General features: G+C 51.8%; 30 protein-coding genes. 25 read left to right on the top strand and 5 right to left on the bottom strand.

Features of this window, described 5'->3' with window-relative positions:
* The first annotated feature begins 8 nt into the window (after positions 1 to 8).
* The 21 genes from fliE (at position 9) to motD (ending at position 18,761) form a co-directional block, all read left to right on the top strand.
* Positions 9 to 332, top strand: coding sequence for a flagellar hook-basal body complex protein FliE (gene fliE, locus U740_RS06965; RefSeq protein ID WP_036859929.1), 324 nt, complete (start codon positions 9 to 11; stop codon positions 330 to 332).
* Positions 333 to 375: 43 nt separating this feature from the next.
* Complete coding sequence (fliF, locus tag U740_RS06970; RefSeq protein ID WP_036859931.1) at positions 376 to 2,019, top strand: flagellar basal-body MS-ring/collar protein FliF; 1,644 nt, start codon at positions 376 to 378, stop codon at positions 2,017 to 2,019.
* Complete coding sequence (gene fliG, locus U740_RS06975; RefSeq protein WP_036859932.1) at positions 2,012 to 3,013, top strand: flagellar motor switch protein FliG; 1,002 nt, start codon at positions 2,012 to 2,014, stop codon at positions 3,011 to 3,013. Before fliF ends, fliG begins: the two co-directional genes overlap by 8 nt.
* A complete protein-coding gene (locus tag U740_RS06980; RefSeq protein ID WP_036859933.1) occupies positions 3,006 to 3,599 on the top strand; it encodes a FliH/SctL family protein in 594 nt (197 codons plus the stop codon). Before fliG ends, U740_RS06980 begins: the two co-directional genes overlap by 8 nt.
* Positions 3,596 to 5,005: a flagellar protein export ATPase FliI gene (fliI, locus tag U740_RS06985; protein WP_235189832.1), complete on the top strand. Its 1,410-nt coding sequence runs from the start codon at positions 3,596 to 3,598 to the stop codon at positions 5,003 to 5,005. Before U740_RS06980 ends, fliI begins: the two co-directional genes overlap by 4 nt.
* A complete protein-coding gene (fliJ, locus tag U740_RS06990; RefSeq protein ID WP_036859934.1) occupies positions 4,992 to 5,438 on the top strand; it encodes a flagellar export protein FliJ in 447 nt (148 codons plus the stop codon). The genes fliI and fliJ overlap by 14 nt, the downstream gene beginning before the upstream one ends.
* 54 nt (positions 5,439 to 5,492) lie before the next feature.
* Positions 5,493 to 6,584, top strand: coding sequence for a flagellar hook-length control protein FliK (locus U740_RS06995; RefSeq protein WP_036859935.1), 1,092 nt, complete (start codon positions 5,493 to 5,495; stop codon positions 6,582 to 6,584).
* 263 nt (positions 6,585 to 6,847) lie between these two features.
* A complete protein-coding gene (locus U740_RS07000) occupies positions 6,848 to 7,393 on the top strand; it encodes a flagellar basal body-associated FliL family protein (RefSeq protein WP_036859936.1) in 546 nt (181 codons plus the stop codon).
* Positions 7,394 to 7,411: 18 nt separating this feature from the next.
* Positions 7,412 to 8,392, top strand: coding sequence for a flagellar motor switch protein FliM (locus U740_RS07005; RefSeq protein ID WP_036859937.1), 981 nt, complete (start codon positions 7,412 to 7,414; stop codon positions 8,390 to 8,392).
* 96 nt (positions 8,393 to 8,488) lie between these two features.
* Positions 8,489 to 8,806 carry a flagellar motor switch protein FliN gene (gene fliN / locus U740_RS07010; RefSeq protein WP_235189833.1) on the top strand — a complete coding sequence of 106 codons (318 nt, stop codon included), beginning with the start codon at positions 8,489 to 8,491 and terminating at the stop codon, positions 8,804 to 8,806.
* 11 nt (positions 8,807 to 8,817) lie between these two features.
* A complete protein-coding gene (gene fliO / locus U740_RS07015) occupies positions 8,818 to 9,240 on the top strand; it encodes a flagellar biosynthetic protein FliO (protein WP_152556802.1) in 423 nt (140 codons plus the stop codon).
* Complete coding sequence (fliP, locus tag U740_RS07020; RefSeq protein ID WP_036859939.1) at positions 9,237 to 9,980, top strand: flagellar type III secretion system pore protein FliP; 744 nt, start codon at positions 9,237 to 9,239, stop codon at positions 9,978 to 9,980. The genes fliO and fliP overlap by 4 nt, the downstream gene beginning before the upstream one ends.
* A 15-nt stretch (positions 9,981 to 9,995) precedes the next feature.
* Positions 9,996 to 10,265: a flagellar biosynthesis protein FliQ gene (fliQ, locus tag U740_RS07025; RefSeq protein ID WP_036859940.1), complete on the top strand. Its 270-nt coding sequence runs from the start codon at positions 9,996 to 9,998 to the stop codon at positions 10,263 to 10,265.
* Between the two features lie 29 nt (positions 10,266 to 10,294).
* Entirely contained in the window at positions 10,295 to 11,041 is a 747-nt protein-coding gene (fliR, locus tag U740_RS07030; protein WP_200877061.1) for a flagellar biosynthetic protein FliR, read from the top strand.
* Positions 11,042 to 11,047: 6 nt separating this feature from the next.
* A complete protein-coding gene (flhB, locus tag U740_RS07035; RefSeq protein WP_036859942.1) occupies positions 11,048 to 12,208 on the top strand; it encodes a flagellar biosynthesis protein FlhB in 1,161 nt (386 codons plus the stop codon).
* Positions 12,201 to 14,294, top strand: a complete 2,094-nt coding sequence (flhA, locus tag U740_RS07040) for a flagellar biosynthesis protein FlhA (protein ID WP_407674708.1) — start codon at positions 12,201 to 12,203, stop codon at positions 14,292 to 14,294. The genes flhB and flhA overlap by 8 nt, the downstream gene beginning before the upstream one ends.
* A 67-nt stretch (positions 14,295 to 14,361) precedes the next feature.
* A complete protein-coding gene (flhF, locus tag U740_RS07045) occupies positions 14,362 to 15,504 on the top strand; it encodes a flagellar biosynthesis GTPase FlhF (RefSeq protein WP_036859943.1) in 1,143 nt (380 codons plus the stop codon).
* Between the two features lie 7 nt (positions 15,505 to 15,511).
* Complete coding sequence (locus tag U740_RS07050; protein ID WP_036859944.1) at positions 15,512 to 16,375, top strand: MinD/ParA family protein; 864 nt, start codon at positions 15,512 to 15,514, stop codon at positions 16,373 to 16,375.
* Between the two features lie 2 nt (positions 16,376 to 16,377).
* On the top strand, positions 16,378 to 17,085 hold the full coding sequence (locus U740_RS07055; protein ID WP_051921279.1) for an RNA polymerase sigma factor FliA: 708 nt from the start codon (positions 16,378 to 16,380) through the stop codon (positions 17,083 to 17,085).
* A gap of 11 nt (positions 17,086 to 17,096) precedes the next feature.
* The gene (locus U740_RS07060) at positions 17,097 to 17,858 is read left to right on the top strand and encodes a flagellar motor protein (RefSeq protein ID WP_036859945.1); all 762 of its coding nucleotides are present in this window, start codon (positions 17,097 to 17,099) and stop codon (positions 17,856 to 17,858) included.
* 3 nt (positions 17,859 to 17,861) lie between these two features.
* Positions 17,862 to 18,761 carry a flagellar motor protein MotD gene (gene motD, locus U740_RS07065; protein WP_036859946.1) on the top strand — a complete coding sequence of 300 codons (900 nt, stop codon included), beginning with the start codon at positions 17,862 to 17,864 and terminating at the stop codon, positions 18,759 to 18,761.
* Between the two features lie 332 nt (positions 18,762 to 19,093).
* On the opposite strand, the gene U740_RS07070 is transcribed toward motD, so the two are convergent.
* The 4 genes from U740_RS07070 to U740_RS07085 form a co-directional block, all read right to left on the bottom strand.
* Positions 19,094 to 19,654: a PilZ domain-containing protein gene (locus U740_RS07070; protein ID WP_036859947.1), complete on the bottom strand. Its 561-nt coding sequence runs from the start codon at positions 19,652 to 19,654 to the stop codon at positions 19,094 to 19,096.
* A 22-nt stretch (positions 19,655 to 19,676) separates the two neighbouring features.
* Positions 19,677 to 20,636 (bottom strand): flagellar motor protein MotB, encoded by a 960-nt coding sequence (locus U740_RS07075; protein WP_081890875.1) that lies wholly within the window; start codon positions 20,634 to 20,636, stop codon positions 19,677 to 19,679.
* Positions 20,637 to 21,419: a flagellar motor protein PomA gene (gene pomA / locus U740_RS07080; RefSeq protein WP_036859948.1), complete on the bottom strand. Its 783-nt coding sequence runs from the start codon at positions 21,417 to 21,419 to the stop codon at positions 20,637 to 20,639. It lies immediately after the preceding gene.
* Positions 21,420 to 21,587: 168 nt separating this feature from the next.
* Complete coding sequence (locus U740_RS07085; protein ID WP_036859949.1) at positions 21,588 to 22,325, bottom strand: SPOR domain-containing protein; 738 nt, start codon at positions 22,323 to 22,325, stop codon at positions 21,588 to 21,590.
* Between the two features lie 69 nt (positions 22,326 to 22,394).
* On the opposite strand from U740_RS07085, the gene fliK reads away from it, so the two are divergent.
* The 3 genes from fliK (at position 22,395) to U740_RS07100 (ending at position 25,417) form a co-directional block, all read left to right on the top strand.
* The gene (gene fliK / locus U740_RS07090) at positions 22,395 to 23,504 is read left to right on the top strand and encodes a flagellar hook-length control protein FliK (RefSeq protein WP_036859950.1); all 1,110 of its coding nucleotides are present in this window, start codon (positions 22,395 to 22,397) and stop codon (positions 23,502 to 23,504) included.
* Positions 23,501 to 23,788: an EscU/YscU/HrcU family type III secretion system export apparatus switch protein gene (locus tag U740_RS07095; RefSeq protein WP_036859951.1), complete on the top strand. Its 288-nt coding sequence runs from the start codon at positions 23,501 to 23,503 to the stop codon at positions 23,786 to 23,788. The genes fliK and U740_RS07095 overlap by 4 nt, the downstream gene beginning before the upstream one ends.
* Positions 23,789 to 23,893: 105 nt before the next feature.
* Positions 23,894 to 25,417 carry a diguanylate cyclase gene (locus U740_RS07100; protein ID WP_036859953.1) on the top strand — a complete coding sequence of 508 codons (1,524 nt, stop codon included), beginning with the start codon at positions 23,894 to 23,896 and terminating at the stop codon, positions 25,415 to 25,417.
* Between the two features lie 58 nt (positions 25,418 to 25,475).
* Here U740_RS07100 and U740_RS12200 read toward each other — a convergent pair whose 3' ends face one another.
* Complete coding sequence (locus tag U740_RS12200; RefSeq protein ID WP_160172057.1) at positions 25,476 to 25,649, bottom strand: hypothetical protein; 174 nt, start codon at positions 25,647 to 25,649, stop codon at positions 25,476 to 25,478.
* 252 nt (positions 25,650 to 25,901) lie between these two features.
* On the opposite strand from U740_RS12200, the gene U740_RS07105 reads away from it, so the two are divergent.
* Positions 25,902 to 26,387: a YajQ family cyclic di-GMP-binding protein gene (locus tag U740_RS07105; protein ID WP_036859954.1), complete on the top strand. Its 486-nt coding sequence runs from the start codon at positions 25,902 to 25,904 to the stop codon at positions 26,385 to 26,387.
* Positions 26,388 to 26,462: the final 75 nt, after the last annotated feature.

A 26,462-nucleotide genomic window follows, 5' to 3' on the forward strand; every position in this document is an offset into this window, starting at 1 on the left:
AACTGTTTATGAGTGAGATGGAGATAAACCAGGTATTGGCCCAAATGCGGTTAATGGCTGCTGCTGCGGGCAAAGGGCCGAGCGAGGGCCCGGCTGAGGGTGGAGAAAAGGTTGATTTCGGCGCTTTGATGAAGGACTCGATCGATCAGGTCAATGCTGCCCAGAAGCAGGCGCGCCAGTTGTCGGATGCCTTTGAAGCGGGCAGCCCGGATGTGGCACTGCCTGAAGTGATGGTGGCTCTGCAAAAGGCAAGCCTGTCATTTCAGGCAGTTAATCAGGTCAGGAACAAACTTCTGAATGCTTATCAGGAAGTGATGAACATGCAGGTGTGAATTCCTTTTTTCATACTAACGCAACCAACGTGAATTAAAGATTATGGCATTGAATACTTCCACCTTGCTCAGTCGCTTCAATAGTCTCAGCAGTCAACCGGTCACCCGTCAGCTGGGTCTGCTGCTCGGCCTGGCGGCCAGTATTGCCCTGGGAATCGGCTTGGTACAGTGGTCCATGGCGCCGGATTATGTGGCGTTGTTTGGCGAGATGACGCCTTCCTCGACCAATGAAGTGGTTCGTTCTCTCGAGGAGAATGGTACCCGTTACAAGGTGGATCACCGGACTGGGCTGGTCAGTGTGCCCGCTGAAAAACTTCATGAAATCAGGCTCAAACTGGCCAGTGACGGATTGCCTAAAAGCGATGGCAGCGGTTTCGATATGCTCTACAAAGAACAGAAAATAGGCGTTAGCGGTTTTATTGAAAAAGCCCGCTACGACCGTGCTCTGGAGCAGGAGCTTGCCCGGTCCATCGCCTCATTGGACAGTGTCAGGTCAGCGCGGATACACCTGGCACTGCCCAAACAGTCAGCTTTCGTGCGCAAGCGTGACAAGCCCGCAGCATCGGTGTTACTGAGCCTTTACCCCGGGCGTGAATTGACCGAGCGGCAGCTGGCCGGGGTGGTGCATCTGGTGGCTTCCAGTGTGCCGGGCCTGGAGGCCGAACAGGTGTCAGTGGTCGATAACCAGGGCAAGCTACTCTCGGCCCAGGGCAGGGAGGAGGGTTTCGCCCAGACGTCGGAGCAGTTCCGGTTTACACAGCAGCTGGAACAAAGCTATGTGGATCGAATTACAGAGATTCTGTCACCCATTCTAGGGGTTGGCGCAGTGAGAGCACAGGTGGTGGCAGACGTGGATTTCACCAGGGTGGAAAAGACCAGTGAAAGCTATGCCCCCGAAACCAGTATTCGCAGTGAACAGCTGGTTGAGGAAAATTCCCGGGGTGAGTTTGTCGGTGGTGTCCCCGGCACGCTGGCCAACCAACCTCCTGAGGAAACCAGAATTACAGCGGTACCTGAGGAGACTGAAGAGCAGCTCTCCAGTGGCCGGTTCAGCAAGCGTCAGGTCAGGAATTATGAGATTGATAAAACCATCAGTCATATCCGGGAAGTGCCGGGCACGCTGCAGAAGCTATCGGTGGCCGTTGTGGTGGACTATCAGGATACGGTCAATGGTGATGGCAATGTGGAGCGCGCGGCAATTGCCGAAGCCCGGCTGGCAGAGATCACCGCATTGGTGAAAGATGCCATTGGCTTCAGTGCAGAGCGGGGTGACAGTGTCAATGTGATGAATGCCATGTTCGTGGTTCCCCCGGAGCTTGAGCAGTTGTCGGAACCTTCATTGATGGAGCAGGAGTGGATCTGGCGGGCAGCTAAATTTTTATTGGCGGGTATCGCCATTCTCCTGATCATTTTTACTGTCCTGCGGCCATTGATGCAGGCTTCAGCTGCGCCGCCACCCGGTACGGCTCTGGCAGCACCGGCGCAGGGCGGGGCGGGAGCTGCTCACGCCACTCAGGGGGGGATGGCTCTGAGCGAAGATCATGTCACTTTGGGTGGGCAGCCCCAGCTTGGCTTGCCGGGAGCCTCCTCGTACCAGAATCAATTACAGATGGCCCGTTCCATGGCGGAGGGTGAACCGCAGCGGGTAGCCCACGTGGTAAAAAACTGGGTGTCTGCCGATGGCTAATACTGAAATGACCGGTGCCCAGCGAGCCGCTGTGTTTTTGTTGGGTCTGGGAGAAGAGGGTGCCGCGGCCATCATGCGGCAAATGTCACCAAAAGAAGTTCAGGCAGTGGGCGAGGCCATGGCGTCTCTTTCCGATGTCTCTGACCAGCAAGTGGCTCAGGTCGTGAATGAATTTACCGAACGGGTTTCTTCAGTGAGCCCGCTGGGAATTGGCAGTGGTGATTTTGCCCGCCGGGTGATGGTACAGGCACTGGGTGAAACCCGGGCCCGCAGTATGATCAGCCGGATACACAGCAATACGGACAGCAAGGGCATGGAATCCCTGAAATGGATGGATGCGCAATCTGTGGCGGCACTGATCCGTCAGGAGCACCCGCAGATCATCGCCATCGTTCTCAGTTCCCTGGAAGGTGAGCACGCGGCTCAGGTGTTGTCCCTGTTGCCGAGCGAGATTCACACCGATGCCATGATACGTGTTGCACGGTTGAACACCATTGACCCTGCGGCTCTCCAGGAGCTGGATCAGGTGCTTGAGAACCAGCTGGGCGGCAACTCCAAAGCACCACCGACCTCGGTAAATGGTATGAGTGCGGCGGCTGCCATTCTGAATCATTTGAACACGGATCTCGAAACACAACTGATGGATTCCATTCGGGAAATTGATGGTGATCTGAGTGAAAAAATTCATGATCTCCTGTTTGTTTTCGACAATTTGCTGGAGGTGGATGACCGGGGAATGCAACGTCTGATTCGTGAGATTTCAGTGGACAGCCTCGTTATAGCCCTCAAAGGGGTCGATGACAGGGTCAAGGAGAAGTTTTTCAAAAACATGTCCTCGCGTGCTGCCGAAATGTTGAAAGAAGACCTGGATGCCAAAGGCCCGGTTAAATTGGCTGATGTGGAAGCTGCCCAGAAAGAAATTCTGACGATTGTTTCCAGGCTGGCCGATGAAGGCGAGATTTTCCTCGGCAAAGGAGGCGGTGACTTTGTCTGATACAGAGCCGGGTGTGAAGCGATGGCAGGTTCCTTTTTTCGAACAATCCGCCCCCGTCAAAAAAGTTGTTGATCCGGTTGAAGTCGAGGCTCTTGCCCAGTCCCGTGGTTTTCAGATTGGTAAATGGGAAGGCCTGGAAATGGGCAAAGCCGAGGCAGAGCAACTGGTCAAACACCTGTCCGGTTTGCTGGATGAAATGGCCCATCCCTTTCAGAGTCTGGATCAGGTGGTGATCCGTGAGCTGGCCAATATGGCTATGTTGATTGCGCGTCAGATTGTTCGCCGGGAACTGACCGTTAATTCAGATGTGGTAACGGATATTGCGGCAGAGGCACTGTCGACGCTGTCTTCATTGCAGGGCGAAATTGAAGTATTTCTCAATCCGGGTGACCGAAAACTGGTACAGGAGATGGCCCCGGCGTTGTTTGAGGGGAAACCCTACAAGCTGGTTGATGATCCCGACATCCTGCCCGGTGGCTGCCGTATGAAAACCCCTGTTTCCTATGTTGATGCGTCCGTCGAACGACAGATGGAAATGGTTTTTGGCACCCTGATTGAGTCCTGCGAAGAGCGTGTGCAGTATTGAGTGATACCTTGAACCGGATGAACAGCCTCGAAAAATTGAAGGCGGAACGCTGTCAGAGGATAGGCCAGACCCTGTCTTCGGTAACTGCTGCTGTTGAACCGGTTCCCCTCGAAGAGGAGGGCACACTGGTTCGCATGATTGGCATCAAACTGGAGGCGGTGGGTTGTCGGGCACCCATTGGGGGGCGTTGCCGCATCATTACCGATGAGGGCAATACCATCGAGGCGGAGGTGGTGGGGTTTTCTGATGGCAGCCTGTTGTTGATGCCCGAAGGGCCACTGAGTGGTATCAAGTTGGGTTCCCGGGTACTGCCGGTGAAGACAGGGGGCTCGGTCGCCGTCGACGAGCAGCTATTGGGTCGGGTGATTGATGGTGCGGGCAATCCGATTGATGGAGGACGTCCGCTCAAATGTATGCATCATGTGCCCCTGCGAGGATCATCCATCAACCCGCTTGATAGAACCCCCATACGTGAGCCGCTGGATGTGGGTGTGAGAGCAGTCAACGCACTTATGACAATGGGAAAGGGTCAACGCCTGGGGCTGTTTGCCGGCAGCGGTGTGGGCAAGAGTACTCTGCTGGGCATGATGACCAGACACACGGAAGCAGACGTGATTGTGGTCGCGTTGGTGGGTGAGCGCGGTCGGGAAGTGCGTGAATTTGTCGAGGATATACTGGGAAAAGACGGACTGGCCAGGGCTATTGTCGTGGCAACCCCGGCCGATGACGCCCCATTGACCCGTATTCATGGTGCATGGCGGGCCACAGCCATCGCAGAGTATTTTCGCAGTCGTGGTAAAAATGTACTGCTGTTGATGGACTCCCTGACGCGTTTTGCCCAGGCCCAGCGGGAAATAGGTCTCGCGATTGGCGAGCCGCCGGTGACCAAGGGTTACCCACCCTCGGTTTTTTCCCTGTTGCCAATGTTGGTTGAGCGTGCCGGCAACAACGCTCAGGGTTCTATCACTGCGGTTTACACGGTACTGGTCGAGGGCGACGATCATAACGATCCGGTGGCCGACGCTGCTCGTGCCATTCTTGATGGGCATATTGTGCTGTCGCGGGAAGTGGCGGATTCCGGTCTGTTTCCGGCCATTGATATCGATCGTTCTATCAGTCGGGCTATGGCGAATATTGTGAATGAAGAACAGTTGCTGGCCGCCAGGGAAATCAAGAGTCTCTATGCGACTTACCAGAGCAACCGCGATCTGATAAATATTGGTGCCTATCAGCAGGGCAGTGATGAGTCCATTGATCGGGCAGTGTTTGCGGCTCCACATATTCGCCGTTTTATCCTGCAGAGAGAATCGCAGAAGCTGTCGATGGAGCAAAGCCAGTCAGACCTGTCGGCAATTTTGGATATGTGTCAACCAGTTGGAAAAGAAGGCGATCATGGCAACCGATAAAATAAACAAGGTGGCGACCCTGGCCGAATCCCGGGAACGCAACTCGGCAGGCGTTTTCAAACAGAGCCGACAGAGCCATGAACAGCAGCGACAGCAATTCGACCAGCTTATCCAGTTCAAGCAGGAGTACGAAACCAGGCTGGGGCAGGTGGGTGAGCAGGGCATTCCCGCCAGGCAACTGCAGGATTATCGATTGTTTCTGAATAAGCTCAATCAGGCCATTGAGCAACAGCGTGCGGCGGTCAGTGATTCAGCTCAACAGCTGGAAGGGGATCGCGAGCAATGGATGACGGAGGCCCGCCACAAGACAGCGATAAACAAGTTGGTGGATCAGCGGCACAGCAAAGCCCTGCGCAATCAGGAGCGAGCTGAGCAGCGTGATGCCGATGAGAAAAGCCTCGCCAGGAAATCTCTGGAGTATCCCCCAAGGTAGACTGGCACTTATCTTGCTTTATATGAGGTCAACGCGCTAAAAGGATCATCCAAAGTGACACTGGCCATTCAAATACAGCAGGGTTCAGGTAATAAGGTTACGTCGGAATCGCCTCTCTCCGTCAGTTCCGAATCAGACTCAAAAGGCAGTGATTCCGCCTCTTTCGGGCAGATCATGGGGGAGCAAAATGCTGTCACTGCCGGTGAGGAGGAGGCCCCAGAGCAATCCCTGTTGGCTCAAAATCCGGCGGGGATGGCGGCTGAGGCTGGCAATATCGGGTTCCCGGGTGGCAAGGACTTGCCGCTCGAAGAGGGGGTGGCGACTGCCGCCATGCTCGTTGCGGCTGAACAATGGCCCCAGACCGGGGCGAGTAAAGTGATGGGTGAACTGCCTGTTAATAACAGCCTGGTCCGATATACCACCCCCGTCACGACCAATACAGATTCCGCCTGGTCCGATGCGGTTGCTCGCGTTGGCGCCAGTCTTGAGGACAGTCCTGAGAGCTCCATGCCGATAAAACAAACACCTGATAGCAGCGCATTGTTCTCAGCGGCCATTCAGCTGGGTAAGACAGTAGCCTCGCAAACAATTGAAAATAGTACTGCTGCATTGCAGGTGTCCCCTGGTGGGCTACAGGCGACTGCCACTGACGGAAATGGCACCGCTCTTCTCAAGGTTCCGGTATCTATAGCCGCTCCGGTGGGTACTTCATCCTGGAGTCAGGATATGGCTGGCCGTTTGTCCACGATGATCAACGGTAATGTACAGAATGCCACGCTCCAGCTGAATCCACCCGAGTTGGGAAAACTGAATATCAAAATCTCTGTAGACGGTGATAATGCCAGCGTATTTTTTTCTGTTGATAACAGTGCAGCCAAAGATGCGATTGAATCTGCGATGCCCCGCCTTCGGCATTTGATGGAGCAGGGCGGTATGTTATTGACCCAGACTCAGGTGTCCCAGCATGCCGGGAGTCAATCACAATCCAACGCCCAGTCCCAGACGCAACAACAGGGCGCAGGCGATAACAACGGCAATGGTTCGGGGGGTGTGAATCTTGATGGTGACGCGGTCGACGAGTCACTGTCCTCCCGGATGATTCTGGACGCCTCTGTGCTGGAAGGCCGGGTGGATTACTACATCTGACAGTCGTCTTTGCTTCTCTTTCCTGCTGTTGTTCCCTGTCGATTTTTTGATGGGTGTATAACCCCTCTGCCCTCAGACACCCACCATGCCGTTTGTGTGAATTCGTCAAAAAAATGACATTGCGCATCTTATAATTTTTAACTCATTGATAAGAAAAGAAAAAACATATTGGCCTGTTTTTTGCTTTGACTCTATTCGCGTGGATGTCAGTTTTGTAAAAGCCCCTGTCCCGAGGCTGGGGCTGGTTGAGTTGGAACGTGATTATGGCAACAAAAAATGATGGGTTGAATCTGGGTAAGGACAAACAGCCGGGGTCACCGGCTGGAAAAAAGGGAAAAGGTGGCATGAAGAAAATAGTCATTATTGTATTGGTCGTTGTGATGTTCCTGGCGGTCGGCGGCGGTGCAGCATTTTTTATGATGGGTGATAGCGATAACCCCGGCTCTGGCGAGCAAGTCGACGAGGTTGTGGAACAACAGGCGGTTGAAGAACGCGAGCCGATTTATTTGCCTTTGGATCCCGCCTTTGTGGTCAATTTCGAGCACAAGGGCACGATTCGTTACCTCCAGTTAAGTCTGCAGGTGATGGCTTATGATCAAAAGGTGGTGGACAAGATCCAGGCCAACATGCCGGCAGTGCGCAATAGTCTGATCCTGCTATTCAGTGGGCAGGACTATGATGCGCTCAACACTCTTGAAGGTAAGGAACAGTTACGCAAAACAGTGCGCCAGTCCATCCAGGATGTGATTCGCCTAAAGGGCGAACAAAAAGTGGATGATGTGTTTTTTACCGGATTTGTCATGCAGTAACGCCAATAGTGAATTCTGATGGTCGATAAAGAGGTTTTATCCGAAGGGGAGCTTGAAGCGCTGATGGGCAGTGTTTCTGACGAAGCCGCGGCCGGGAAAAATGCGGCTGCTACCCGACATTGTGCCTCATTTGATTTCAGCACAAGGGAACAAACCCTGCTGGTGCAGATGCCGGTGTTGAAAACTCTCACCGAGAAACAGGCCATGTCTTTCGCACAGGGGCTGCAAAGTCTTTTCAAGGCGCCGGTTGAGGTTCAGGTGGCGGATATTCGCCCGATGAAACAGGAAGAAGCGCTATTGAGCATGCCGGAGCTGGCAGGGATCTCTCAACTAAAAACAGCGCCGCTGAATGGGACATCTATGGTGGTTGTGTCCGGTGATGCGCTGTCATTTTTTGTCAATCAGTATTTTGGCGGATGGACAGGTGGTGGCGGGCACAAATCAAACCGTACCAATCTGACGCCCACCGAGCGCCGGATCAACGATCTGGTCGTTGGCCGCTTTCTCAGCGCCCTGACCGAGGGCTGGCAGGAAAAAATTTCCCTGTCTGGTGAGGTTTGTGGGTTTGAGACCAACCCGGACTTTATTCAACCTCTCGCAGCTGGCGAGTTGTTGTTGAAATTTCCCTTTGTGATAAAGCTGTTTGACTGGGAGGGGATCATCGACTGGTTCATTCCCTACGCCGCGATCGAGCCACTTAAAAACCGTCTCGGTAATCCTGCGGCAGGGCAGACCTCGAAAACAGATGTCCCCGGCTGGGAGGACTTTTTCCGTCGGGAGTTGTTGTCGGTGGAGCTGGAGGTCAGCGGGGTCTTTACCAGTAAAAATATGAGCCTGTCTGACGTTATGCGCCTTCGCAAGGGTGCAGTGATTCCACTGGCGGCGCCCACTGCAGTAACCCTGTGTATTGAAGGAGCACCATTCTGTGTTGGTGAACATGGTGCATTGAGCGGCAGGAAGTCGATCAAAATTAAACAGGTTCTCAAACATGACAGTTAATGACGAGCAATTTTTAGATAGAGGTGGCCGATGAACGACCAGGTGGATGAAACTAAACCACAGTCTCCACAGCCGAGTTCAGGGACAGAAGAATCTGTGCCACTCAAAGAGCTGGAGGCAGAGGATTCCCGGGCCGTTCCCGATGGTGGTGGAGAAATCAACCTCGATGCCCTTCTCGATGTACAGGTCACGCTATCAGTGGAAATCGGCAGGAGCAGATTGCCCATCAAGGACCTGATTGCGCTCAATCAGGGTTCTGTGGTTGAACTGGACCGCGAGATGGATGAACCGTTGGACTTGATGGTCAACGGTACCCTGATTGCAAGGGGTGAGGTGGTTGTAGTCGATGGGCAATTTGGCCTGCGACTGGTTGACATCGTCAGTCCATCCGAACGGTTGAAAAAACTCAAGTGAAGATTGCCATTATGCCGCTGCGGTCTCTGCTGCTTTCCGCGGTTACCGTGGTTGTTCCTGTCCACTCCCTGGCAGCAGCCTCATCGACGAATTCGAGCGGGCTTTTCAGTGGTGGCTACCTGTTGCAAGTGATCGGTTCACTGCTGCTGGTCTTCGGGTGTATTTTCGGACTGCTTTTCCTTTTGAAAAAACTGAACGGTGTGTCCATGGGCCACCATACGCCAGTCAGGGTGATCGGTTCCACGCGGGTGGGTACCAGAGAAAAAGTGCTGCTGTTGCAGGCAGGTGAACAGCAGTTGTTGATCGGTGTGGCACCGGGTGGTGTGAGTACGCTGCATGTCTTTGAGGAACCGGTGGTTTCAGCGGACCAGTCAAAAAACCGGGATTTTGGTGCACTTCTCGGTCGAGTGTTGCCCACGGAGAACCATCGATGAAACCCTGTCTGAGATGGCTGTTACTGGGACTGCTATGTGTCCCTGGTCTGGCCCTGGCGGATGCGACCATTCCTTTGCTGTCCGTAGAACCAGCTGCTGGTGGCGGCAGCAATTACTCGGTCAGCCTGCAAATCCTGTTGTTGATGACGCTGCTGAGTCTATTGCCGGCAGCGTTGATTACCATGACGTCTTTTACCCGTGTGCTCGTGGTGCTGGCCATCCTGCGCCAGGCACTCGGTACTGCCCAGACCCCTTCCAATCAGATTTTGCTGGGGCTCGCACTGTTTCTCAGCCTGTTCATCATGTCACCCGTACTTGAGCGGGCATACGACACCGGGCTAAAGCCCTACATGGAGGAGAGTATTGGCTTTGAGGAAGCGCTCGAAAATGCCAAACAACCTTTTCGTGAGTTTATGCTCAACCAGACCCGCGAAGCGGATCTGGTGATGTTTGCCGAGCTGGGTGGCTATGGGGGCTTTATTGATGAGGATGATATCCCGATGAAAGTCCTGCTGCCGTCGTTTCTTACCAGCGAGCTGAAGACCGCTTTTCAAATAGGCTTTCTGATTTTTATACCCTTTCTTGTGATCGATCTGGTGGTGGCCAGTGTACTGATGTCGTTGGGGATGATGATGTTGTCCCCCATGCTGATTTCACTGCCCTTCAAAATAATGCTGTTTGTCCTGATTGACGGCTGGTCTCTTATTGTCGGGACCCTCGCCGCCAGTTTTGTTACCTGACGGAGAAATGTTCACATGACACCTGAAGCTGTGCTGGATGTTGGCCAGAGCGCCCTGATCGTGACCATGCTGCTGGCCGCACCGTTATTGTTGTCGGCCCTGGCTGTGGGCCTGCTGATCGGGGTGTTTCAGGCGGCCACCCAAATTCAGGAAATGACACTGAGCTTTATTCCGAAGCTGATTGTGGTGGCAGTAGCTCTGTTTGTTGGCGGACCCTGGATGCTGCGTATATTGACGGAGTTTTCCCTGCGTCTGTTTCAAGACATACCCGGCATGGTGGGTTAGTCGCCTTGCTGTTTTCTGCAGACCAACTGATGGCGTGGACGCAGTCCTATTGCTGGCCATTTTTGCGAATCACTGCGTTACTGCTGGCTGCGCCAATTTTCGGGGCTTCTACATTTCCTGTCAGAGCCAGAATTCTGTTGGCTGTGCTGGTGACAGCGCTGTTGGCGCCGTCGTTGCCGGCGCTGCCGACAATCGATCCTTTGAGTCCTGCCGGTTTGATTGTGGCATCGCAACAACTGGTGGTGGGTCTCGCCATGGGCTTTCTGATTCAGATGCTTTTTGCCGCGGTGGTGATTGCCGGTCAGACGCTGGCGGTCACCATGGGACTGGGTTTCGCCATGGCTGTCGATCCGCAGAATGGTGTCCAGGTACCGGTGTTGAGCCAGCTCTACCTGATTTTTGCAACGCTGATTTTTCTTGCGATCGACGGTCACCTGATTTTGCTGGCCGTTCTGGCAGACAGTTTCGTCCTTTTGCCGGTGGGCTGGTCCGGGTGGGATTCTGAAATTGCCATGAATCTGGTTCTTTGGGCCAGCCAGATGTTTATGAGTTCACTGCTGTTGGCGTTGCCAACCCTGATAGCCTTGCTGCTGATTAATCTGGCCTTTGGTGTGATTACGCGCGCTGCCCCACAATTAAATATTTTTGCAGTCGGTTTTCCCGTCACCATTATGGCGGGGTTCGTATTTATTCTGCTGTCGATGCCGGCAATATTTTCACTGTTGATCGACATGTTTGATAGCGGACTTGCCCACGCTTTCGAATTGTTTCGCTAGGTAGGTATGGCAGAAGATCAACAGGCATCACAGGAGCGCACCGAACAGCCGACGGAACGGCGCAAGCAGGAGTCTCGAAAAAAAGGCCAGGTTCCCCGATCCCGCGAATTGAATACCATGCTGTCGCTGTTGGTGGGTGCCATCGCCATGTTAATAATGGGGTCTACATTGACGAGCGAGTTTGCATTGTTAGTCGAGCAGTCGCTCAGTTTTGATCGCGCAACTGCCTTTAACACGTCGATGATCACAGTGCGTTTTGGCGAGCTGATGATGTCTTCACTAATGGTTTTGGTGCCTTTTTTCGGCGTGACGGTGATCGGCGCTTTTGCCGGTCCTTTATTGATGGGTGGCTGGTCGTTCAGTGTTTCGGCAATGGCTTTCAAGTTTGAAAAACTGGATCCTGTCAAAGGTATTGGACGGCTGTTTTCCGCGAAAGGTTTGATGGAGCTGGTGAAGACGCTGTTTAAGTTTTTCCTGGTGATTGGTGCGACTGTTTTTCTCTTTTATCAGTACAGTGAAGAAATTCTGTTATTAGCCAGCCGTCCTCCAGCTCTGGCGATGAGTGAAAGTATATCGTTGCTGTTATGGAGTCTGATTTTACTCAGCTTCAGTCTGATTTTTATAGTGATTCTCGACGTGCCATTTTCCCTGTGGGACCACAACAGGCAACTGAAAATGACGCGCCAGGAAGTGCGTGATGAGATGAAGGAAACCGAGGGTAAACCCGAGGTGAAAAGTCGTATCCGTTCCCTGCAGCGTGAAATTTCCCAGGGGCGGATGATGCAGGATGTGCCCAAAGCCGATGTGGTGATTACCAACCCGACCCATTTCTCTGTGGCTCTGAAATACGATAGTCGGCCGGGAGCGGCGCCAATGGTGGTGGCAAAAGGTCGGGACCTGGTGGCTTTCAGGATCCGCACCCTGGCAGAAGAGGTTGATGTGCCTATCTTCTCTGCGCCCCCGTTGGCACGTGCCCTCTATGCCAGCACCGATATCGGTCAGGAGATTCCACAGAATCTGTACCTCGCCGTGGCCAGGGTGCTGGCCTATGTCTATCAACTGAAACGGGCGCCCAGCACCGAGTATGTGGCCCCGCCGGAAGACTTGTGGGTCCCGGATGAATACCGGGACCAAATCAGCGAGGATCAGGTAGACGATCATGAATAAAATGACCAATACCACTGCGTCCGATAGCGGCTTCAATTTTTCATCCCTGGCCGGTCTGGGGACCCCCGTGCTGCTGTTCATGATGCTGGTGATGATGGTATTACCGCTGCCAGCGTTTGTGCTGGATCTGCTGTTTACCTTCAACATCGCGCTGGCCATCATTGTCCTGCTGGCCTCGGTTTACTCCCGACGGCCTCTCGACTTTGCTGTCTTTCCCACGGTTCTATTGATTGCCACATTATTGCGACTGGCGTTGAACGTCGCTTCAACCCGGGTTGTTCTACTGGAAGGCCACGAGGGTACGGGTGCTGCCGGCAAAGTGATTCAGGCCTTTGGGGAGTTTGTGGTTGGCGGTAGCTATGCCGTAGGCCTGGTTGTCTTTGCCATTCTGGTCATTATCAATTTTGTGGTGGTTACCAAGGGCGCCGGTCGAATCTCGGAAGTGACCGCCAGGTTTACCCTGGATGCCATGCCCGGCAAGCAGATGGCCATTGATGCAGACCTGAATGCCGGGCTGATCACCCAGGACGAGGCATTACTCCGTCGTCAGGAGGTCTCTCAGGAGTCGGATTTTTATGGTGCCATGGACGGTGCCAGCAAGTTCGTGCGCGGGGATGCAGTGGCGGGCATTCTGATTCTGTTTATCAATATTATTGGCGGCTTTTCCGTGGGGGTGTTGCAACACGACCTCAGCGCCGGTGAGGCCGCCCACAATTATGTTCTGCTCACCATAGGTGATGGCTTGGTAGCACAGATCCCGTCACTGCTGCTGTCCACTGCTGCGGCCATTATTGTCACCCGTGTGTCCAGCTCACAGGATATGGGCGAGGAAGTATTAACCCAGTTATTCAGTAACACCCGAGTGCTGTTTGTGACGGCTGCACTGATCGGCACCATGGGGCTGGTGCCGGGGATGCCCAACCTGGTCTTTCTGGGTTTGGCCGGTTTGCTTGGCGCACTGGCTTATATGCAATTACAGCGGCAGAAAGTTGAGTTGCTTCCTGATGAGCCCGCTCCTGCTGAAAAGCCTGCCGAGTCACGGGACCTCAGTTGGGACGATGTGGAAATGGTCGATGAAATAGGCCTCGAGGTGGGTTACCGACTGATTTCACTGGTGGACAAAAAACAGGGTGGTGAATTGCTGACCCGCATCAAGGGTGTTCGTAAAAAGCTGTCCCAGGAGCTCGGTTTTCTGGTGCACTCAGTGCATATTCGCGACAACCTGGACCTTTCTCCCAACGAATACCGCCTTGGTTTTCACGACGTGATAGTCGGGCAGGGCGAGGTGTTTCCCGGTAAGGAGCTGGCGATTAACCCCGGCCAGGTTTACGGGGAATTGGAGGGGGCGGCGACCAAAGACCCCACTTTTGGACTCGATGCCGTCTGGATCGACAGTTCCCAACGGGATGATGCCCAGGCGATGGGTTTTACCGTGGTGGATTGCAGCACAGTGATCGCCACGCACCTGAGTCAACTGATCAAGAACAATGCCCAGGAGTTGTTGGGGCAGGATGGTGTTCAACAGTTGCTGGACAAATTGTCCCGGACTTCGCCAAAACTGGTGGAAAACCTGGTGCCCAAGCCATTGGGGCTGGGTGTGGTGACCAAGGTGATGCAGAACCTGCTGGAGGAAGGCCTCCCGATCAGGGATGTGAAGACAATCGCCGAAGCTTTGGCAGAACACGGTGCAAAGAGTCAGGATCCTGACGCTTTAACCAGTCAGGTTCGCATTGCACTGGGCAAGACAATCTTCCAGACCGCTAATGGTGTAGGGGATGAGATGGCTGTAATGGTGTTTGATTCACAGCTGGAACAGATATTGCAAGGTGCAGTACAGGGGAATGCCGGCGGGCTTGAACCTGCACTGGTTGAAAATGTTATCGGGCAAATTGTTGCCGCTTCCGGAAAAATTGAAGCCCAGGGTAAAAACCCGGTATTGCTGGTGGCCAGTCAGGTGAGATTATTCCTGTCGCGTTTGCTGCGGGGTCGAATAGGTAATTTTTATATCCTCGCCTATGAAGAAATCCCCGCCAGTAAAAATATTAAAGTGGTGGCCACGATTGGCAATAACCAGCTCAATGGTTGATTAACCGGATCGGCTTTTGGCCCTGATGCCGTTTCAGAAGATTAGTGATTAGTGAGGAAGTAGCAGCATGAAGATCAAGCGTTTTGTCGATAAGGATAGCCGCAGTGCCATGGCCAGAATTCGCGCCGAGATGGGTGCGGATGCGGTCATTCTGTCCAGCAAAAACGTTGGCGATCAAATCGAACTGGTGGCAGCAGTGGACTTTGACGAGCGCGATCTCAATCCTCAGGAGTCCCCAAAGCCCCGGTTTACTGAACCGGAAACAGGCTCCGTACCCGACACCCCAACACTGGGAGATTTGCAGCGGGAACTGGGAAACCTCCGTGGCCTGCTTGAAGGCGAGCTGGCTCAATTGGCTTGGCGAGAAATGGCTGAAAAGCCCTCGGTAAAGGCGGCACTGTTTAGCCGTTTGACGAAGCTCGGCCTGTCCCGCTGGCTCAGCGGTGCCGTCGTCGATCGGCTGCCGGCCAAAGGTGATCTTGAAGACATCTGGAAAAAATCTCTGACCATGCTTTCCAGGAAAATTCGGGTGACCGGTGACAGCCTGCTCAACGATGGTGGTGTGGTCGCGTTGGTTGGTTCAACCGGTGTGGGTAAAACCACCACCATTGCTAAACTGGCTGCCAGATTTGTGATGCGTCACGGTGCCAAACAGGTCGGACTGATTACTACTGACTGTTACCGGATTGGCGGGCAGGAACAGCTCGAAACGTTTGCCGGTTACCTGGGTATTCCGATGATTGTGGCAACAGACGGCTTCCAGCTGAAGGCGGCACTCGACCAACTCTCCTCCCGAAAACTGGTGCTGATCGACACTGCGGGCATGAGTCAACGGGATATCCGTCTTTATGAGCAATTCAATACGCTGAAATCTGTAGGTTATGACATCGATGCGTATTTGGTACTTTCTGCCACGGCGCAATCCGGTTCTTTGAAAGAGTTGATCCAGGTATTTGGTCGTCAGGCACTGGCTGGCGCCATGGTGACCAAAGTAGATGAATCCTCCAGTCTCGGTGGACTACTTGATCTGGTTATCAAGAACAATCTGCCGTTGGCCTATGTCAGTGCAGGCCAGAAAGTCCCTGAAGATATCGCTCCTGCCCGGGTGGAATATCTGATGGGCAAGGCAGCGGATCTAATGGAAGCAGAAGAACGATCAATTGATCGGAAACTGGATAAAACCCCCATGACCAGTTCGGTCGCAGTTTAGGTATCCCATGTTCAATCAAGCTGAAGGCCTGCAAAAGATGGCTTCGCCGTCCCCTGTTAACGTCATTGCCGTCACCAGTGGCAAAGGTGGGGTGGGGAAAACCAATATCGCGATCAATCTTGCGGTGAGCCTGGCGGCTCTGGATCGTTCGGTTCTGTTGTTTGATGCCGACCTGGGTTTGGCGAATGTCGATATTGCGTTGGGGCTTAAGCCAAAGTACGACATTCAGCACGTTTTTTCCGGTGAACGCACGCTGGAGGAGATTCTGGTGGACGGCCCCAGGGGCGTTCGTGTTGTACCGGCCTCATCCGGGGTGGCCGAGATGGCTTCCCTGTTACCCCAGCAGCAGGCGGGTTTGATCCGTGCTTTCAGTGAGTTGACGATTCCCGTGGATACTTTAATTGTCGATACTGCGGCGGGAATCGACAGTGGTGTGCTGAACTTTACCCGTGCCTGCCAGGAAATCTTAGTGGTGATTTGTGATGAGCTTACATCGATCACAGATGCCTATGCCCTGATTAAAGTATTGAATCGTGAATGCGGTGTTAAACGCTTTCAGGTAGTCGCCAGCATGGTTGACCGGGCCGTGCAGGGGCGCCAGCTCTATGAAAAAATATTGCGAGCCACCGACCGCTTTCTGGATGTGCATCTGGGCTACTTGGGTGCTGTGCCTCGAGACGATTACCTGCGAAAGGCCGTCCAACAGCAGGCAGCTGTTGTACAGGCATATCCCCGCAGTCAGTCTGCGGTTGCGCTGAACAGGCTGGCAGTCACAATTGATGACCGCTTTAAAACGGGTTCGGACACAGGGGGCCTGGGTTTTTTTGTTGAGCGCCTGATCAGTTGCGGCAATCTGGCGCTGGATGCTTGATCATGCCTGATGCGATGGTTTATGCCCAGGAACAGCGGTCGAGTATGGAGGATGTTCTTCAGTCGCATTTGCCGTTGGTCAGGAAAATCGGTTTGCATCTGATTGCCCGACTGCCGAACACAGTCGAGTTGGACGACCTGCTCCAGGTTGGCTTGATCGCGCTATTACAGGCAAAGGAAAGCTACGATGTCTCACTGGGTGCCAGTTTTTCTACCTACGCAGCCATTCGTATTAAGGGTGCCATGGTGGACGAGGTGCGACGAAACGACTGGGTGCCGCGCTCGGTGCAGCAAAAAATGAAGCGGGTTTCCTCAGCTATTCGGTCTGCAGAGGCGCGTCTGACTGGCCCGGCTTCAGATTTGGACATTGCCCGGGAACTACAGATGGAGTTGTCTGATTATCAGGAAATGGCAGGGGAGCTCGCTACATGCCGGATGATGTCCCTGGAGGATATCGAGCAGGAGGGGGCGGCATCCGGGGACAGTGATCCTTTTACCAGAATGGCTGATGCGGGATTTCGGACTGCATTGGCCGAGGCGATTACCGAGTTGCCAAACAAAGAGCAAATGGTGATGTCTCTCTACTATGGCGATGAGTTGAACCTGAAAGAGATCGGGGCGGTTCTTGGCATTTCGGAGTCGCGGGTGTGCCAGATTCACGGACAGGCACTGGCCCGGATCAGAGGTCAGTTGTGCGAGTGGACAGGGTAGGGGCGCGCTGAATGGCTGCTGGGCGTCGATCCGTAGATTTCCTCACCATGGCCGGAGTCATACTGTCTCTGGCTGCAGTGATCGGCGGCAATATGCTGGAGGGTGGGCATACTGACTCGCTGGTTCAGTTAACGGCTTTTATTATTGTTTTCGGCGGTACACTCGGTGCCACTCTGGTCCAGACTCCCCTGCATATATTCCTGCATGCTTTAAAGCGCTTTCGATGGATTTTTTTTCCACCACCCATGGCACGCTCCGACATCATGAAGAAGATGGTGGATTGGAGCAAAATTTCTCGCAAAGAAGGATTGCTGGGATTACAGGCGGTGGCAGACAGGGAAAAAGACAAGTTCACCAGGAAGGGACTTCAGCTGCTGGTTGATGGTAATGAGCCCGATGACATTCGAAAAATCCTTGAAGTCGAGATCGATAGCTTTGCCGCACATGAGATGAACAGCGCCAAAGTTTATGAAGCGATGGGCGGATATTCTCCCACCATTGGCATTATTGGGGCCGTGATGGGGTTGATTCACGTGATGAACAACCTGTCTGATCCGGCTGCACTCGGACCCGGTATTGCGGTTGCATTTGTGGCCACAATCTACGGGGTGGGGTTGGCAAATTTCTTTTTTTTACCCATGTCGAACAAGCTCAAAATGTTGGTGAATGACCAGGTCCAATATCGGGATATGCTGGTGGATGGGATGGTAGCCATAGCCGAGGGAGAGAATCCCCGGTCCATCGAGAGCAAGCTCGAAGGGTATCTGACCTAGGCCATGGCCAGAAAAAGACTGCATCAAGAGAATGAAAATCACGAGCGGTGGTTGGTTTCCTATGCTGACTTTATCACCCTGTTATTCGCTTTTTTTGTGGTCATGTATTCCATCTCGTCCGTTAATGAAGGTAAATACCGGGTTCTTTCCAGCTCAATGGTGTCGGCTTTCCGCCAACCGAAGTCATCTCTTGAACCGGTTCAAATTGGGCAATTGGTGCGATCACCACTGATGATGCCCGATCAGGTTATGGATGTTTCAGCCAATCCCGCGCCAATTATTACACCCATGTTGCCCCAGGATCAGGACTCGCCAGCCGACGATAGTGACCCGTTGGCGATGGAGTTCTCCCCTGAAGATATCATCATGCAAAAAGCTTTTAATGCCGCGGAAAAAGAAGTGGATGAGATGGCTGGTCATGTGGAGGAGCAACTCGATTCGCTGATAGATGAGGAAATTGTCAACATCAAGCGCAATAAATTCTGGCTGGAGGTAGAGATAAAGTCGAGTCTATTGTTTCCCAGTGGCGGCAGTGATCTGGTTCCCGCTTCAATACCTGTGCTTCAAAAACTGTCAAAAATTTTCAGAGAGTTACCCAATCGGATTCATGTGGAGGGTTTTACAGATAATCAGCCCATCAATACGGTGATTTTTCCTTCGAACTGGGAGCTTTCCACCGCCCGTGCGGCAGCAGTTGTCAGGCTTTTTGAAAGCAATGGCATTGCCGCCTCCAGAATGGCTGCTATCGGTTATGGTGAATTTCGCCCAATTGCTGAGAACACCACTGAAACAGGACGAGCCAAGAATCGTCGTGTGGTTATAGTAGTGGTGGCTTCAATGGCAAACCGCCAGGATCAAAGAATTTACGAGTTTGAGATGTTAAAGGATCAAGCGGGAACCTGAGGTATCTTGACAGGTACCTGTATTATCCATAACTATCGGGAAGGTATAAGGCGCTGCTGGACAAAAAAGGAAAATTATAGCGATAGATAATGCGATAAGCCCTGTGGGAGAATCGATATGATCGATTCAGTGAGATTGAATAAAATAAGCTCTGTATCAAAAAGCCGACCTGTAGTGGGAAAGGAAGAGAGTGAGCAAAAGCCAAAAGATGACCAGATTTTTTCCGAAAAACAGGCCGCAAAAAAGAAGAAGCAGTCCAGACTGGGAGGTAACGTGGACGAGCGCTGTTAGTGGCTGTCGGATGTGTTGTGAAGGCCACGTACTGACTGGTTTCAGGATTCTCTCGGTGTTGACCATTGGCGCTGTACAATATGCTGGATCAACTCTTCCTGGGCTGTACCATTTCCCAGAAACTGTACTCTAATCCGGTGGGTGTCCTCGCCAGTCTGATTGATCGGAGTACAATCCACCACGGTCGCCAGCATTTCAAGGCGACTGTTGGCAGGTTTCAGAACAATTGTCAGTGCGAGTTGTGTGGATGGTTGAATTGCTGACGGGCTATCAAACGCCATGCCACAGCCGCTGATATTAACCATAATATTTTCATAGGAATCGATGCTTGTCGAATTTTCGCTCAGGTTGAGTGCGGCGACCATCGACAATTTTTTATTCAGCAATCCCAGCGCCTGGGCAACGAGCGGATTTTCCTGCCACAGAAGATTGGTTGTCTGGTTGAATTCCCTGTCAATTTCGGCGAGCAAAGCTGTCAGTGGCATCTCTTTGTGACTGGGGTTGACGCTTGAATGGCTGTCAGCTGTATTGAGCTGTCTGTAACTCAGGCCTATTGTGTCGTCAATGCGATAATAATTTCTGCGCTCGGTTCCCTGTTTCATGAGTGGTTTTCTCGAGTTTTTTCTATTGCGGGCTTTGCACAGCTGCATCGCCAAGGTTTAGTGTATTTAGAAGGTCAGGGTTGGCTTTTTGAATATCGTTGATGCTGGTAGCGGTAGCCTTATCCAGCCCCTGCCTGATGACTATTTCAACCCGCCGGTTCTGGGCGCGATTCTGTGGAGAGGTGTTGCCCTGAAATGGCTGGGTGTCCGCGCGGCCAATGACCATAAACCGGTCGTCATCAAGCTCATCACCTTCGATCAGTTCATGGGTGACAGACAGAGCGCGGGATGAAGAGAGATCCCAGTTGGAACGGAACCGGCTGCCAGTTATAGGTACATCATCGGTATGTCCTTCGACAGCAATTTTCCCCGCAATATCTTTCAGTGCCTTGCGGAGAGTAACCATGACCGGAATAAAATCCGGATGCAAGGTTGCAGACCCAGATGGAAAAGAGCCCTTTTCACGAATTCGGATGGTAATAGCCCGCCCCTCGTTATCAATATCAATTTTTCCTTCGTCGATTTCCTTTTTTAGAACTTCTCTCAGTTTGTCTGCATCGGCTTTGGTATCGGCAATCAGGTTTTTGAGTTTCTCTTCGAGCAGGGCTTTGGTCTGTTCCTCGCTCAGCTTTTTGGCATCCAGCTCAGGGGCTTCAGGATTACCCACTCTGAGTGACTGTTTGGTGGTGTCGGCGGTTATCTGATTGATGGTTTTTGCGGGGGTTGGCCGGGTTTCGCCTGGGCTGAATTCCTGTGCGATGATGCTGGTTCCCTTGGGAATATCCATTACTTTAACTTGATTCTGCACGCCAAAAGCATTCTTCATGGAGCCTGCAATCTGTTTGTACTTTTGAACATCCAGTTCAGAGAAAGACAACAGTAGTACAAAAAAGCACATTAACAGGGACATCAGATCGGCGAAAGTGGCCATCCACGCGGGTGCTCCCGGCGCACCCTCGTCTTCATCTTCGTATTCGATCATTTATGCCGCCTCGGCAGCCGCACTTTCCGAAGGCTCTTCCTTACGTTTCTTCGGTTCCAGATAGGCTTTGAGCATGGCCTCGATAATACGGGGATTTTGACCTTCCTGGATGGCCAGAACGCCGTCTATGCATATGGCTTTTATCAGACCTTCTTCTGATTTGCGCAAGTTGAGTTTGTCTGCGATTGGGAGCGCCACCATGTTGGCGAACATGGCGCCATAAAGTGTGGTCAGCAGAGCAATGGCCATTGCGGGACCAATGGCTTTTGGGTCATCCATTGCCGAGAGCATTTGTACAAGCCCAATCAGCGTCCCGATCATTCCCATGGCGGGCGCCACATCACCACTGGCACTAAAGACTTTGGCGCCCCATTTATGCCGGTCAATGGTCTGAATCATATCTTGCTTCATGACAGTGCTAATCACTGCCCGGTCATTGCCATCAATCAGCATCTGAATTCCCTGATTCAGAAATTCATTTTCAATTTCCTGATTTTCAAGTGCCAGTGTCCCTTCCTTGCGAGCTATATTCGCGAGTTCAACGACCTGTGCAATGATATCTTCGGGTTTATCCGTCTTGGCAAAAAAAGCCCTGGTGGCGACTTTGAAAGCACCGAAAAACTGTTTTAGGGAGAACTTGATCATCACCACCATAAAGGTGCCGCCAAGTACGATGAGTATGGCTGGCAGGTTGAAAAAGACCAGTGCGGAGCCACCCGACAAAATTGCCACTGTGACAATCGCGATAGCGCCGACCAGCCCTAGCAGTGTTGCCAAATCCATAGTCATACCTCTTGAAATAACGTTATCTTGGCCAATCTAAAAACTGGCATCATTCTCGTGTGCGCATTGGTAACTGTAAAGAGTAAAACTCATATCTTTGATCAGCTGGAGAATTTTCCCGAATTAATTTCAATTTTTGTAGGTCTGTTCAGAATAAATCAGCACAGGTTACTTTCCCTCCCATGCCCACAATCCGTTTAAACTGGTTTTATCCATGATTTCTCGGGCCGCATTTTCTGCGGTTTCCCGGTCCTTGTAGCCGGGCAATTGCACCCGATAAACAATTTTATCGTCCAGTGAGACATGGTTGATTTCGGCTTGATAGCCGATAGCGTCGATCTGTTTTTTCAGTTGTGTAGCAGCTTCATTGTTAGAGAAGGTGCCTACATTGACATGCCAGTGGGCGCTGGTTGTTGTCTCGGTGCTCTCTTTTTTGAGATCGCCGATTTTTTGCTCGATGTTTTCGCTGAGGTCGAGTAGTGCCGAGGTTTGCTGTCGTTGCTGGTCCAGCAGTGAGACCTGAAATTGTTCAAGTTGCTGGTTCAGCTGACCAATTGACTGTTCAAACTGTCGGTTCATTTGATCCATTTTGCTTTCCAGTGACAACCTGTTGTCATTCTCTGTCGGTGCGAGCTTATCCGCTGGGTTGTTTGTGTCCGGCTGTTGGGTGAGTAGAAAAATAATGGTGATAACCAGCAACAGATTGCTGGCCAGAACTGCGATCAACAACCACTCCGTTTGTTGAGGTCGTTCTGTTTTTGGCTGTTTGAGACCGGGGTGATCTTCTGTCAAGTCAGTTTCTGGCGACGTCTGTGCCGTGTCAGTAGGTGTGTCCCGCTGATCGGTTTCTCTCCGAGGCTTTAACAGGCTTTGATCCAGCGAAAGATTAAGGTCTTTGTCGGTCATCTTTTGAGCTCAACAGTGCTATGCTTAGGCAAATATTCTATGCATGAAGCGTGCCGGTAATGGTCGCCAATGGATGAACTACAGTTAGCTCTTACCGCTGCCAGGGTAGACCAGAAAAATTTTGGGCTCTGGTTGAAGTCGTGGCAGGTTGGTCAGGTACTTCAGGCCCTGGTCACGGACAAAACTCCTTCGGGTGATCTGATACTCCGAATTGCTGGCCATCAAGTGACTGCAACAGCTGATATCCCTGTCCAGAAAGGGGCACAGCTGTTGCTGGAGATCAATCGTCTTGACCCCGTGCCCACCCTTAAAATTATCAATACGCCCGTTCCTCTCTCAACCCATTCGAATTCCGCAATGGCTGGTCAGCTTCAACTTCTCGTGCCTCGCCAGGGCGATGTAGTAGACCCTTTCCGGCTGCTGTTCAATACCACACAGGGTGTCAATATTCTGTCGCTGCTGGGGTTTCGTCCCGCTGAGCAGACTCAAATCCAGCGCCTTGCCGTTGATGCCAGGCAGCTCGCTGACCCAAAGTTCCTGAAACAAGCGCTTAATCAGTCCGGGTTATTTCTGGAGGCTCATTTAAAGCAGTTGCTGTTGATGGGTGGCGTCTTGCCTCAAGGTGATCTCAAAGCCGAATTATTGCGCATTCTTGCCAGGGTCAAGCTTCAGCAGGACACTGCGGGATCCAGTTCAGGAGGTATGGATTCAGATGGCCTGTTTGAACTACAGCAAAAATTAGAAGGCGCACTGGCACGGATTACACTTGCCCAGATGCAGGCTGGTGACGCTCGGGAAACCGGAGGTTATCGCTGGGCTTTCGAATTGCCAGTGAAAATAAACGATGGTTATCAGACATTGTTTATTTCAATAGGCAGTGACGAAAGTCGATCATCAGAAGAGGAACAATCTCGGGGCTGGAGAGTGCGGCTGGGAATGGAATTTCCAAAACTTGGCCATGTGGAGGCCGAACTCTTTTTTTCTGGTAAGAAACTGTCGGTTGTGACCTATGCAGCATCTCCCGATACGTTCAAGTTGATGAATGATCAGATCGAGTTATTGCGTTCATCCCTTGAAAGTCGTGGCCTCGAAACAGGCACGATATTGTGTCGGCGGGGTTCAACCGAAGAGACTTCAGACAGTACGATACACACTAACTGTGTGGATGAGCAGATATGACCATTTCAAAAAAAACCGATCGAAGTATTTCGAAGGCTGCAGCTTTAACCTATAGCGGTACTGGAGCACCGACGGTGGTTGCCAAGGGCGAGGGGTTTATCGCAAAGCAAATTATTGAGGTTGCCGAGAAGCATGAGGTGCCACTGATCTCGAATGGCCAACTGGTCAGTATGTTGGTCAATGTGCCCTTGGGGGATGAAATTCCAGAAAATCTCTACCTAGCAATAGCAGAAGTTCTTGCTCACGTCTATCGTCTTAACGGATTAATAGATACCTACGATTAAATTTTTATAATATTATAGGGTGCCCTTCACAGTTAAATTGATGTCACCGTCAGGTTTTTTGCGTGCAATACTGATTTTAAATAATTATTAGCACAGGATTGTTCAATGGATCGCGAGTCCTCCCTAAGCAGACTGAGTATCAGATTAACCCATCTGGCTGATTCCCAGGACCCCGACTTGACGAGGTTGCTAAAAAAACTTCGCCATGCGATCAAAGATGGCGATGAGGGGGCTGAACTCGATCGCCTATCGGACCAGTTGGCCCGGCATATGATTACTCTTGAACAGAACCCCCCAGCTGATTTGCACGTACCCTTGACCAGTCATTACGCGACGGATTTTGCTGAAAGCATAAAGTCTCTCAATGTCGATCAGTCCTACCGAAACAAACTCGACTATCTCGCCAGCCAGATGGCCAAAGCTCCCCAGGTTGATCAGCAACTCCAGTATCTGCGGGATGTGTTTCGTTTACTTCGTACCGCTACTTCTCACAAGGCTCAGGAAAAGAGTTCCTATGGCGGTGTTCTCAACTGGTTCGACAAGAAAGATGGAAAGAAAGGTGACAAAACAAATGGGCAACTTAATGGCTTTTTATTGAAGGCCACTGATCTTTTGAATCAGATTATTTCCCACATGGACGTCTTGAATGGTAGTCCTTCAGAAACCAAGTGGCTGAAAGAACAGTTGTCCGAGTCTGAATCTGTTGAATCACTGGGATCAGTGCTTGACGAAGTGATCGATCTGTTATCTGAACTCACTGGCAAGGTTAATGAGGAACGCCTTACAACACAGAGTTTCCTGGGAAATTTACACACTAAATTGCAAAGTGTTGAAGAAGTAATTTCTTCGGTAATTACTGATGGTGAGGAATCGTTTGAGCGAGCGGCTACGTTGGAAAAAGCGGTCAATGATGATGTGCAGGTGATTGGTAAAGCCGTTGATGAAAATGACCTTGATGTGTTGAAAAAAACGGTGGAAAGTGGATTGGTCAATCTTTCTGCAAAAGTGGCCAGCTACCTTGAAACAGAGCGCAAACAACACCAGGAAAGCAAGCAGAAGATCAAGGGGCTTACCAGGCAGGTCAGGAGCATGGAGTCGGAAACCACCAAGCTCCGTAGCGAAGTGAGGAATAGCCTGGATCTGGTGATGAAAGATCCGCTGACCGGCGTGTACAACCGGGGTGGTTATGAGGCACGGGTGGTTGAGGAGTTTTCTCGAAAGCAGCGGATAAATGCACCTTTATCGTTGGTATTTGTGGACTGTAACAAGTTCAAACAGATTAATGACACCTTTGGTCATAACGCCGGCGATACGGTGTTGGTCAAGGTAGCGGAAACACTGAAAGTCCGGGCCAGAACCTCAGACGTTGTTGCCCGTTATGGGGGTGATGAGTTTGTGGTGCTGCTGACGGATACAGATATAACAGGGGCAGAGGTGTTTGCCAAAGATGCATGCGACAAAATTCGCAAGGCAGGTTTTAATAATAACGGCAAGCCACTGGATGTTTCCATTTCCTGTGGGGTCACAGAGGTGCGGGATGACGATACACCAGTGACCGCATTGCACCGGGCCGATCAGGCAATGTATAAGGCAAAAAATGACACCGAGGATAAAGTCTTTGTTGTTTAATGCAAATTCACGATGCCGTTCAGCATAAACGATAAAAATAAATAGCTGGCCAGTTTTTTTATGCTGCGACAAAGTAACGAATAAACACTTCGGGCTTAATTTTCTCTGTCATCAGGCGTGTCCCTTGGCCGTGTGTCACTTCTGGCGTTGGTGGCACTTTGGTCAGAGCGCCACCCTGGTTGGCACAACCGACCACAATACTTTGGCCTATCTGCCCATTTATCTCGGACACATGCTGATATTTGTTCTCGGCATGCCCACCTGCGAAAATTGGTCAAGGCCGGGGGCAGGCAGAAGACGACTTCTCTGGTGGATTTTATCGGTGCCTGCTACGGTAAACGGTAGCTTTTGATTGCATTGATGACGTCACTATTGGGTTATCGACCGAACGTATATGTTGCCATACAGGAAAGCCATGCGACTTTTCTCCAGCGGTGAGTGCCGCTAGACTGGCTACTCAAAATATCAGCCAACAGGATTTATTATGCCCTCCTTCGATATTGTCTCAGAAGTGGATCAGGTAGATATTCGCCACGCTACTGAAAATACGCAACGTGAGTTGGCCACTCGCTTTGATTTTCGTGGGGTTGAGGCCAGTGTCACGATAAAGGATGAGGTGGTGACACTGACCGCCGAATCAGATTTCCAGTGTCGACAGCTGCTGGACATGCTGAGCAAAAATCTGGTCAAACGCAATGTAGACCCCTATGTCATCGATGTGGACGAGGAGGCGGTTCACAGCGGCAAAACGTTCTCGTTGCAGGTGCGATTCAAACAAGGCATAGACCAACCGATGGCGAAGAAGATTATTAAGTTGGTGAAAGAGGCCAAAGTAAAGGCACAGACGGCGATTCAGGGCGACAAATTGCGTGTTACCGGTAAAAAACGCGATGATTTGCAGGAAACCATTGCCTTGGTCAAAGGGGCTGATCTTGGCCAGCCATTCCAGTTCGAGAATTTCAGAGATTGAGTCTGGGTGTAAACTGGCCTAGTGGGCTGGAAAGAAGACAAAATGACGATGGGCAGATGTTATATATGGGCGATG

Source organism: Porticoccus hydrocarbonoclasticus MCTG13d (assembly GCF_000744735.1).
GTDB classification, from domain to species: domain Bacteria; phylum Pseudomonadota; class Gammaproteobacteria; order Pseudomonadales; family Porticoccaceae; genus Porticoccus; species Porticoccus hydrocarbonoclasticus.

What these genes read in the sequence shown, in the direction of transcription:
- fliE (WP_036859929.1), top strand. Translation starts at nt 9, where the DNA reads ATGAGTGAGATGGAGATAAACCAGGTATTGGCCCAAATGCGGTTAATG.
- fliF (WP_036859931.1), top strand. Translation starts at nt 376, where the DNA reads ATGGCATTGAATACTTCCACCTTGCTCAGTCGCTTCAATAGTCTCAGC.
- fliG (WP_036859932.1), top strand. Translation starts at nt 2,012, where the DNA reads ATGGCTAATACTGAAATGACCGGTGCCCAGCGAGCCGCTGTGTTTTTG.
- fliJ (WP_036859934.1), top strand. Translation starts at nt 4,992, where the DNA reads ATGGCAACCGATAAAATAAACAAGGTGGCGACCCTGGCCGAATCCCGG.
- U740_RS07000 (WP_036859936.1), top strand. Translation starts at nt 6,848, where the DNA reads ATGGCAACAAAAAATGATGGGTTGAATCTGGGTAAGGACAAACAGCCG.
- U740_RS07005 (WP_036859937.1), top strand. Translation starts at nt 7,412, where the DNA reads ATGGTCGATAAAGAGGTTTTATCCGAAGGGGAGCTTGAAGCGCTGATG.
- fliO (WP_152556802.1), top strand. Translation starts at nt 8,818, where the DNA reads ATGCCGCTGCGGTCTCTGCTGCTTTCCGCGGTTACCGTGGTTGTTCCT.
- fliP (WP_036859939.1), top strand. Translation starts at nt 9,237, where the DNA reads ATGAAACCCTGTCTGAGATGGCTGTTACTGGGACTGCTATGTGTCCCT.
- fliQ (WP_036859940.1), top strand. Translation starts at nt 9,996, where the DNA reads ATGACACCTGAAGCTGTGCTGGATGTTGGCCAGAGCGCCCTGATCGTG.
- fliR (WP_200877061.1), top strand. Translation starts at nt 10,295, where the DNA reads ATGGCGTGGACGCAGTCCTATTGCTGGCCATTTTTGCGAATCACTGCG.
- flhB (WP_036859942.1), top strand. Translation starts at nt 11,048, where the DNA reads ATGGCAGAAGATCAACAGGCATCACAGGAGCGCACCGAACAGCCGACG.
- flhA (WP_407674708.1), top strand. Translation starts at nt 12,201, where the DNA reads ATGAATAAAATGACCAATACCACTGCGTCCGATAGCGGCTTCAATTTT.
- flhF (WP_036859943.1), top strand. Translation starts at nt 14,362, where the DNA reads ATGAAGATCAAGCGTTTTGTCGATAAGGATAGCCGCAGTGCCATGGCC.
- U740_RS07050 (WP_036859944.1), top strand. Translation starts at nt 15,512, where the DNA reads ATGTTCAATCAAGCTGAAGGCCTGCAAAAGATGGCTTCGCCGTCCCCT.
- U740_RS07055 (WP_051921279.1), top strand. Translation starts at nt 16,378, where the DNA reads ATGCCTGATGCGATGGTTTATGCCCAGGAACAGCGGTCGAGTATGGAG.
- U740_RS07060 (WP_036859945.1), top strand. Translation starts at nt 17,097, where the DNA reads ATGGCTGCTGGGCGTCGATCCGTAGATTTCCTCACCATGGCCGGAGTC.
- motD (WP_036859946.1), top strand. Translation starts at nt 17,862, where the DNA reads ATGGCCAGAAAAAGACTGCATCAAGAGAATGAAAATCACGAGCGGTGG.
- U740_RS07070 (WP_036859947.1), bottom strand. Translation starts at nt 19,654, where the DNA reads ATGAAACAGGGAACCGAGCGCAGAAATTATTATCGCATTGACGACACA.
- U740_RS07075 (WP_081890875.1), bottom strand. Translation starts at nt 20,636, where the DNA reads ATGATCGAATACGAAGATGAAGACGAGGGTGCGCCGGGAGCACCCGCG.
- pomA (WP_036859948.1), bottom strand. Translation starts at nt 21,419, where the DNA reads ATGGATTTGGCAACACTGCTAGGGCTGGTCGGCGCTATCGCGATTGTC.
- U740_RS07085 (WP_036859949.1), bottom strand. Translation starts at nt 22,325, where the DNA reads ATGACCGACAAAGACCTTAATCTTTCGCTGGATCAAAGCCTGTTAAAG.
- fliK (WP_036859950.1), top strand. Translation starts at nt 22,395, where the DNA reads ATGGATGAACTACAGTTAGCTCTTACCGCTGCCAGGGTAGACCAGAAA.
- U740_RS07095 (WP_036859951.1), top strand. Translation starts at nt 23,501, where the DNA reads ATGACCATTTCAAAAAAAACCGATCGAAGTATTTCGAAGGCTGCAGCT.
- U740_RS07100 (WP_036859953.1), top strand. Translation starts at nt 23,894, where the DNA reads ATGGATCGCGAGTCCTCCCTAAGCAGACTGAGTATCAGATTAACCCAT.
- U740_RS07105 (WP_036859954.1), top strand. Translation starts at nt 25,902, where the DNA reads ATGCCCTCCTTCGATATTGTCTCAGAAGTGGATCAGGTAGATATTCGC.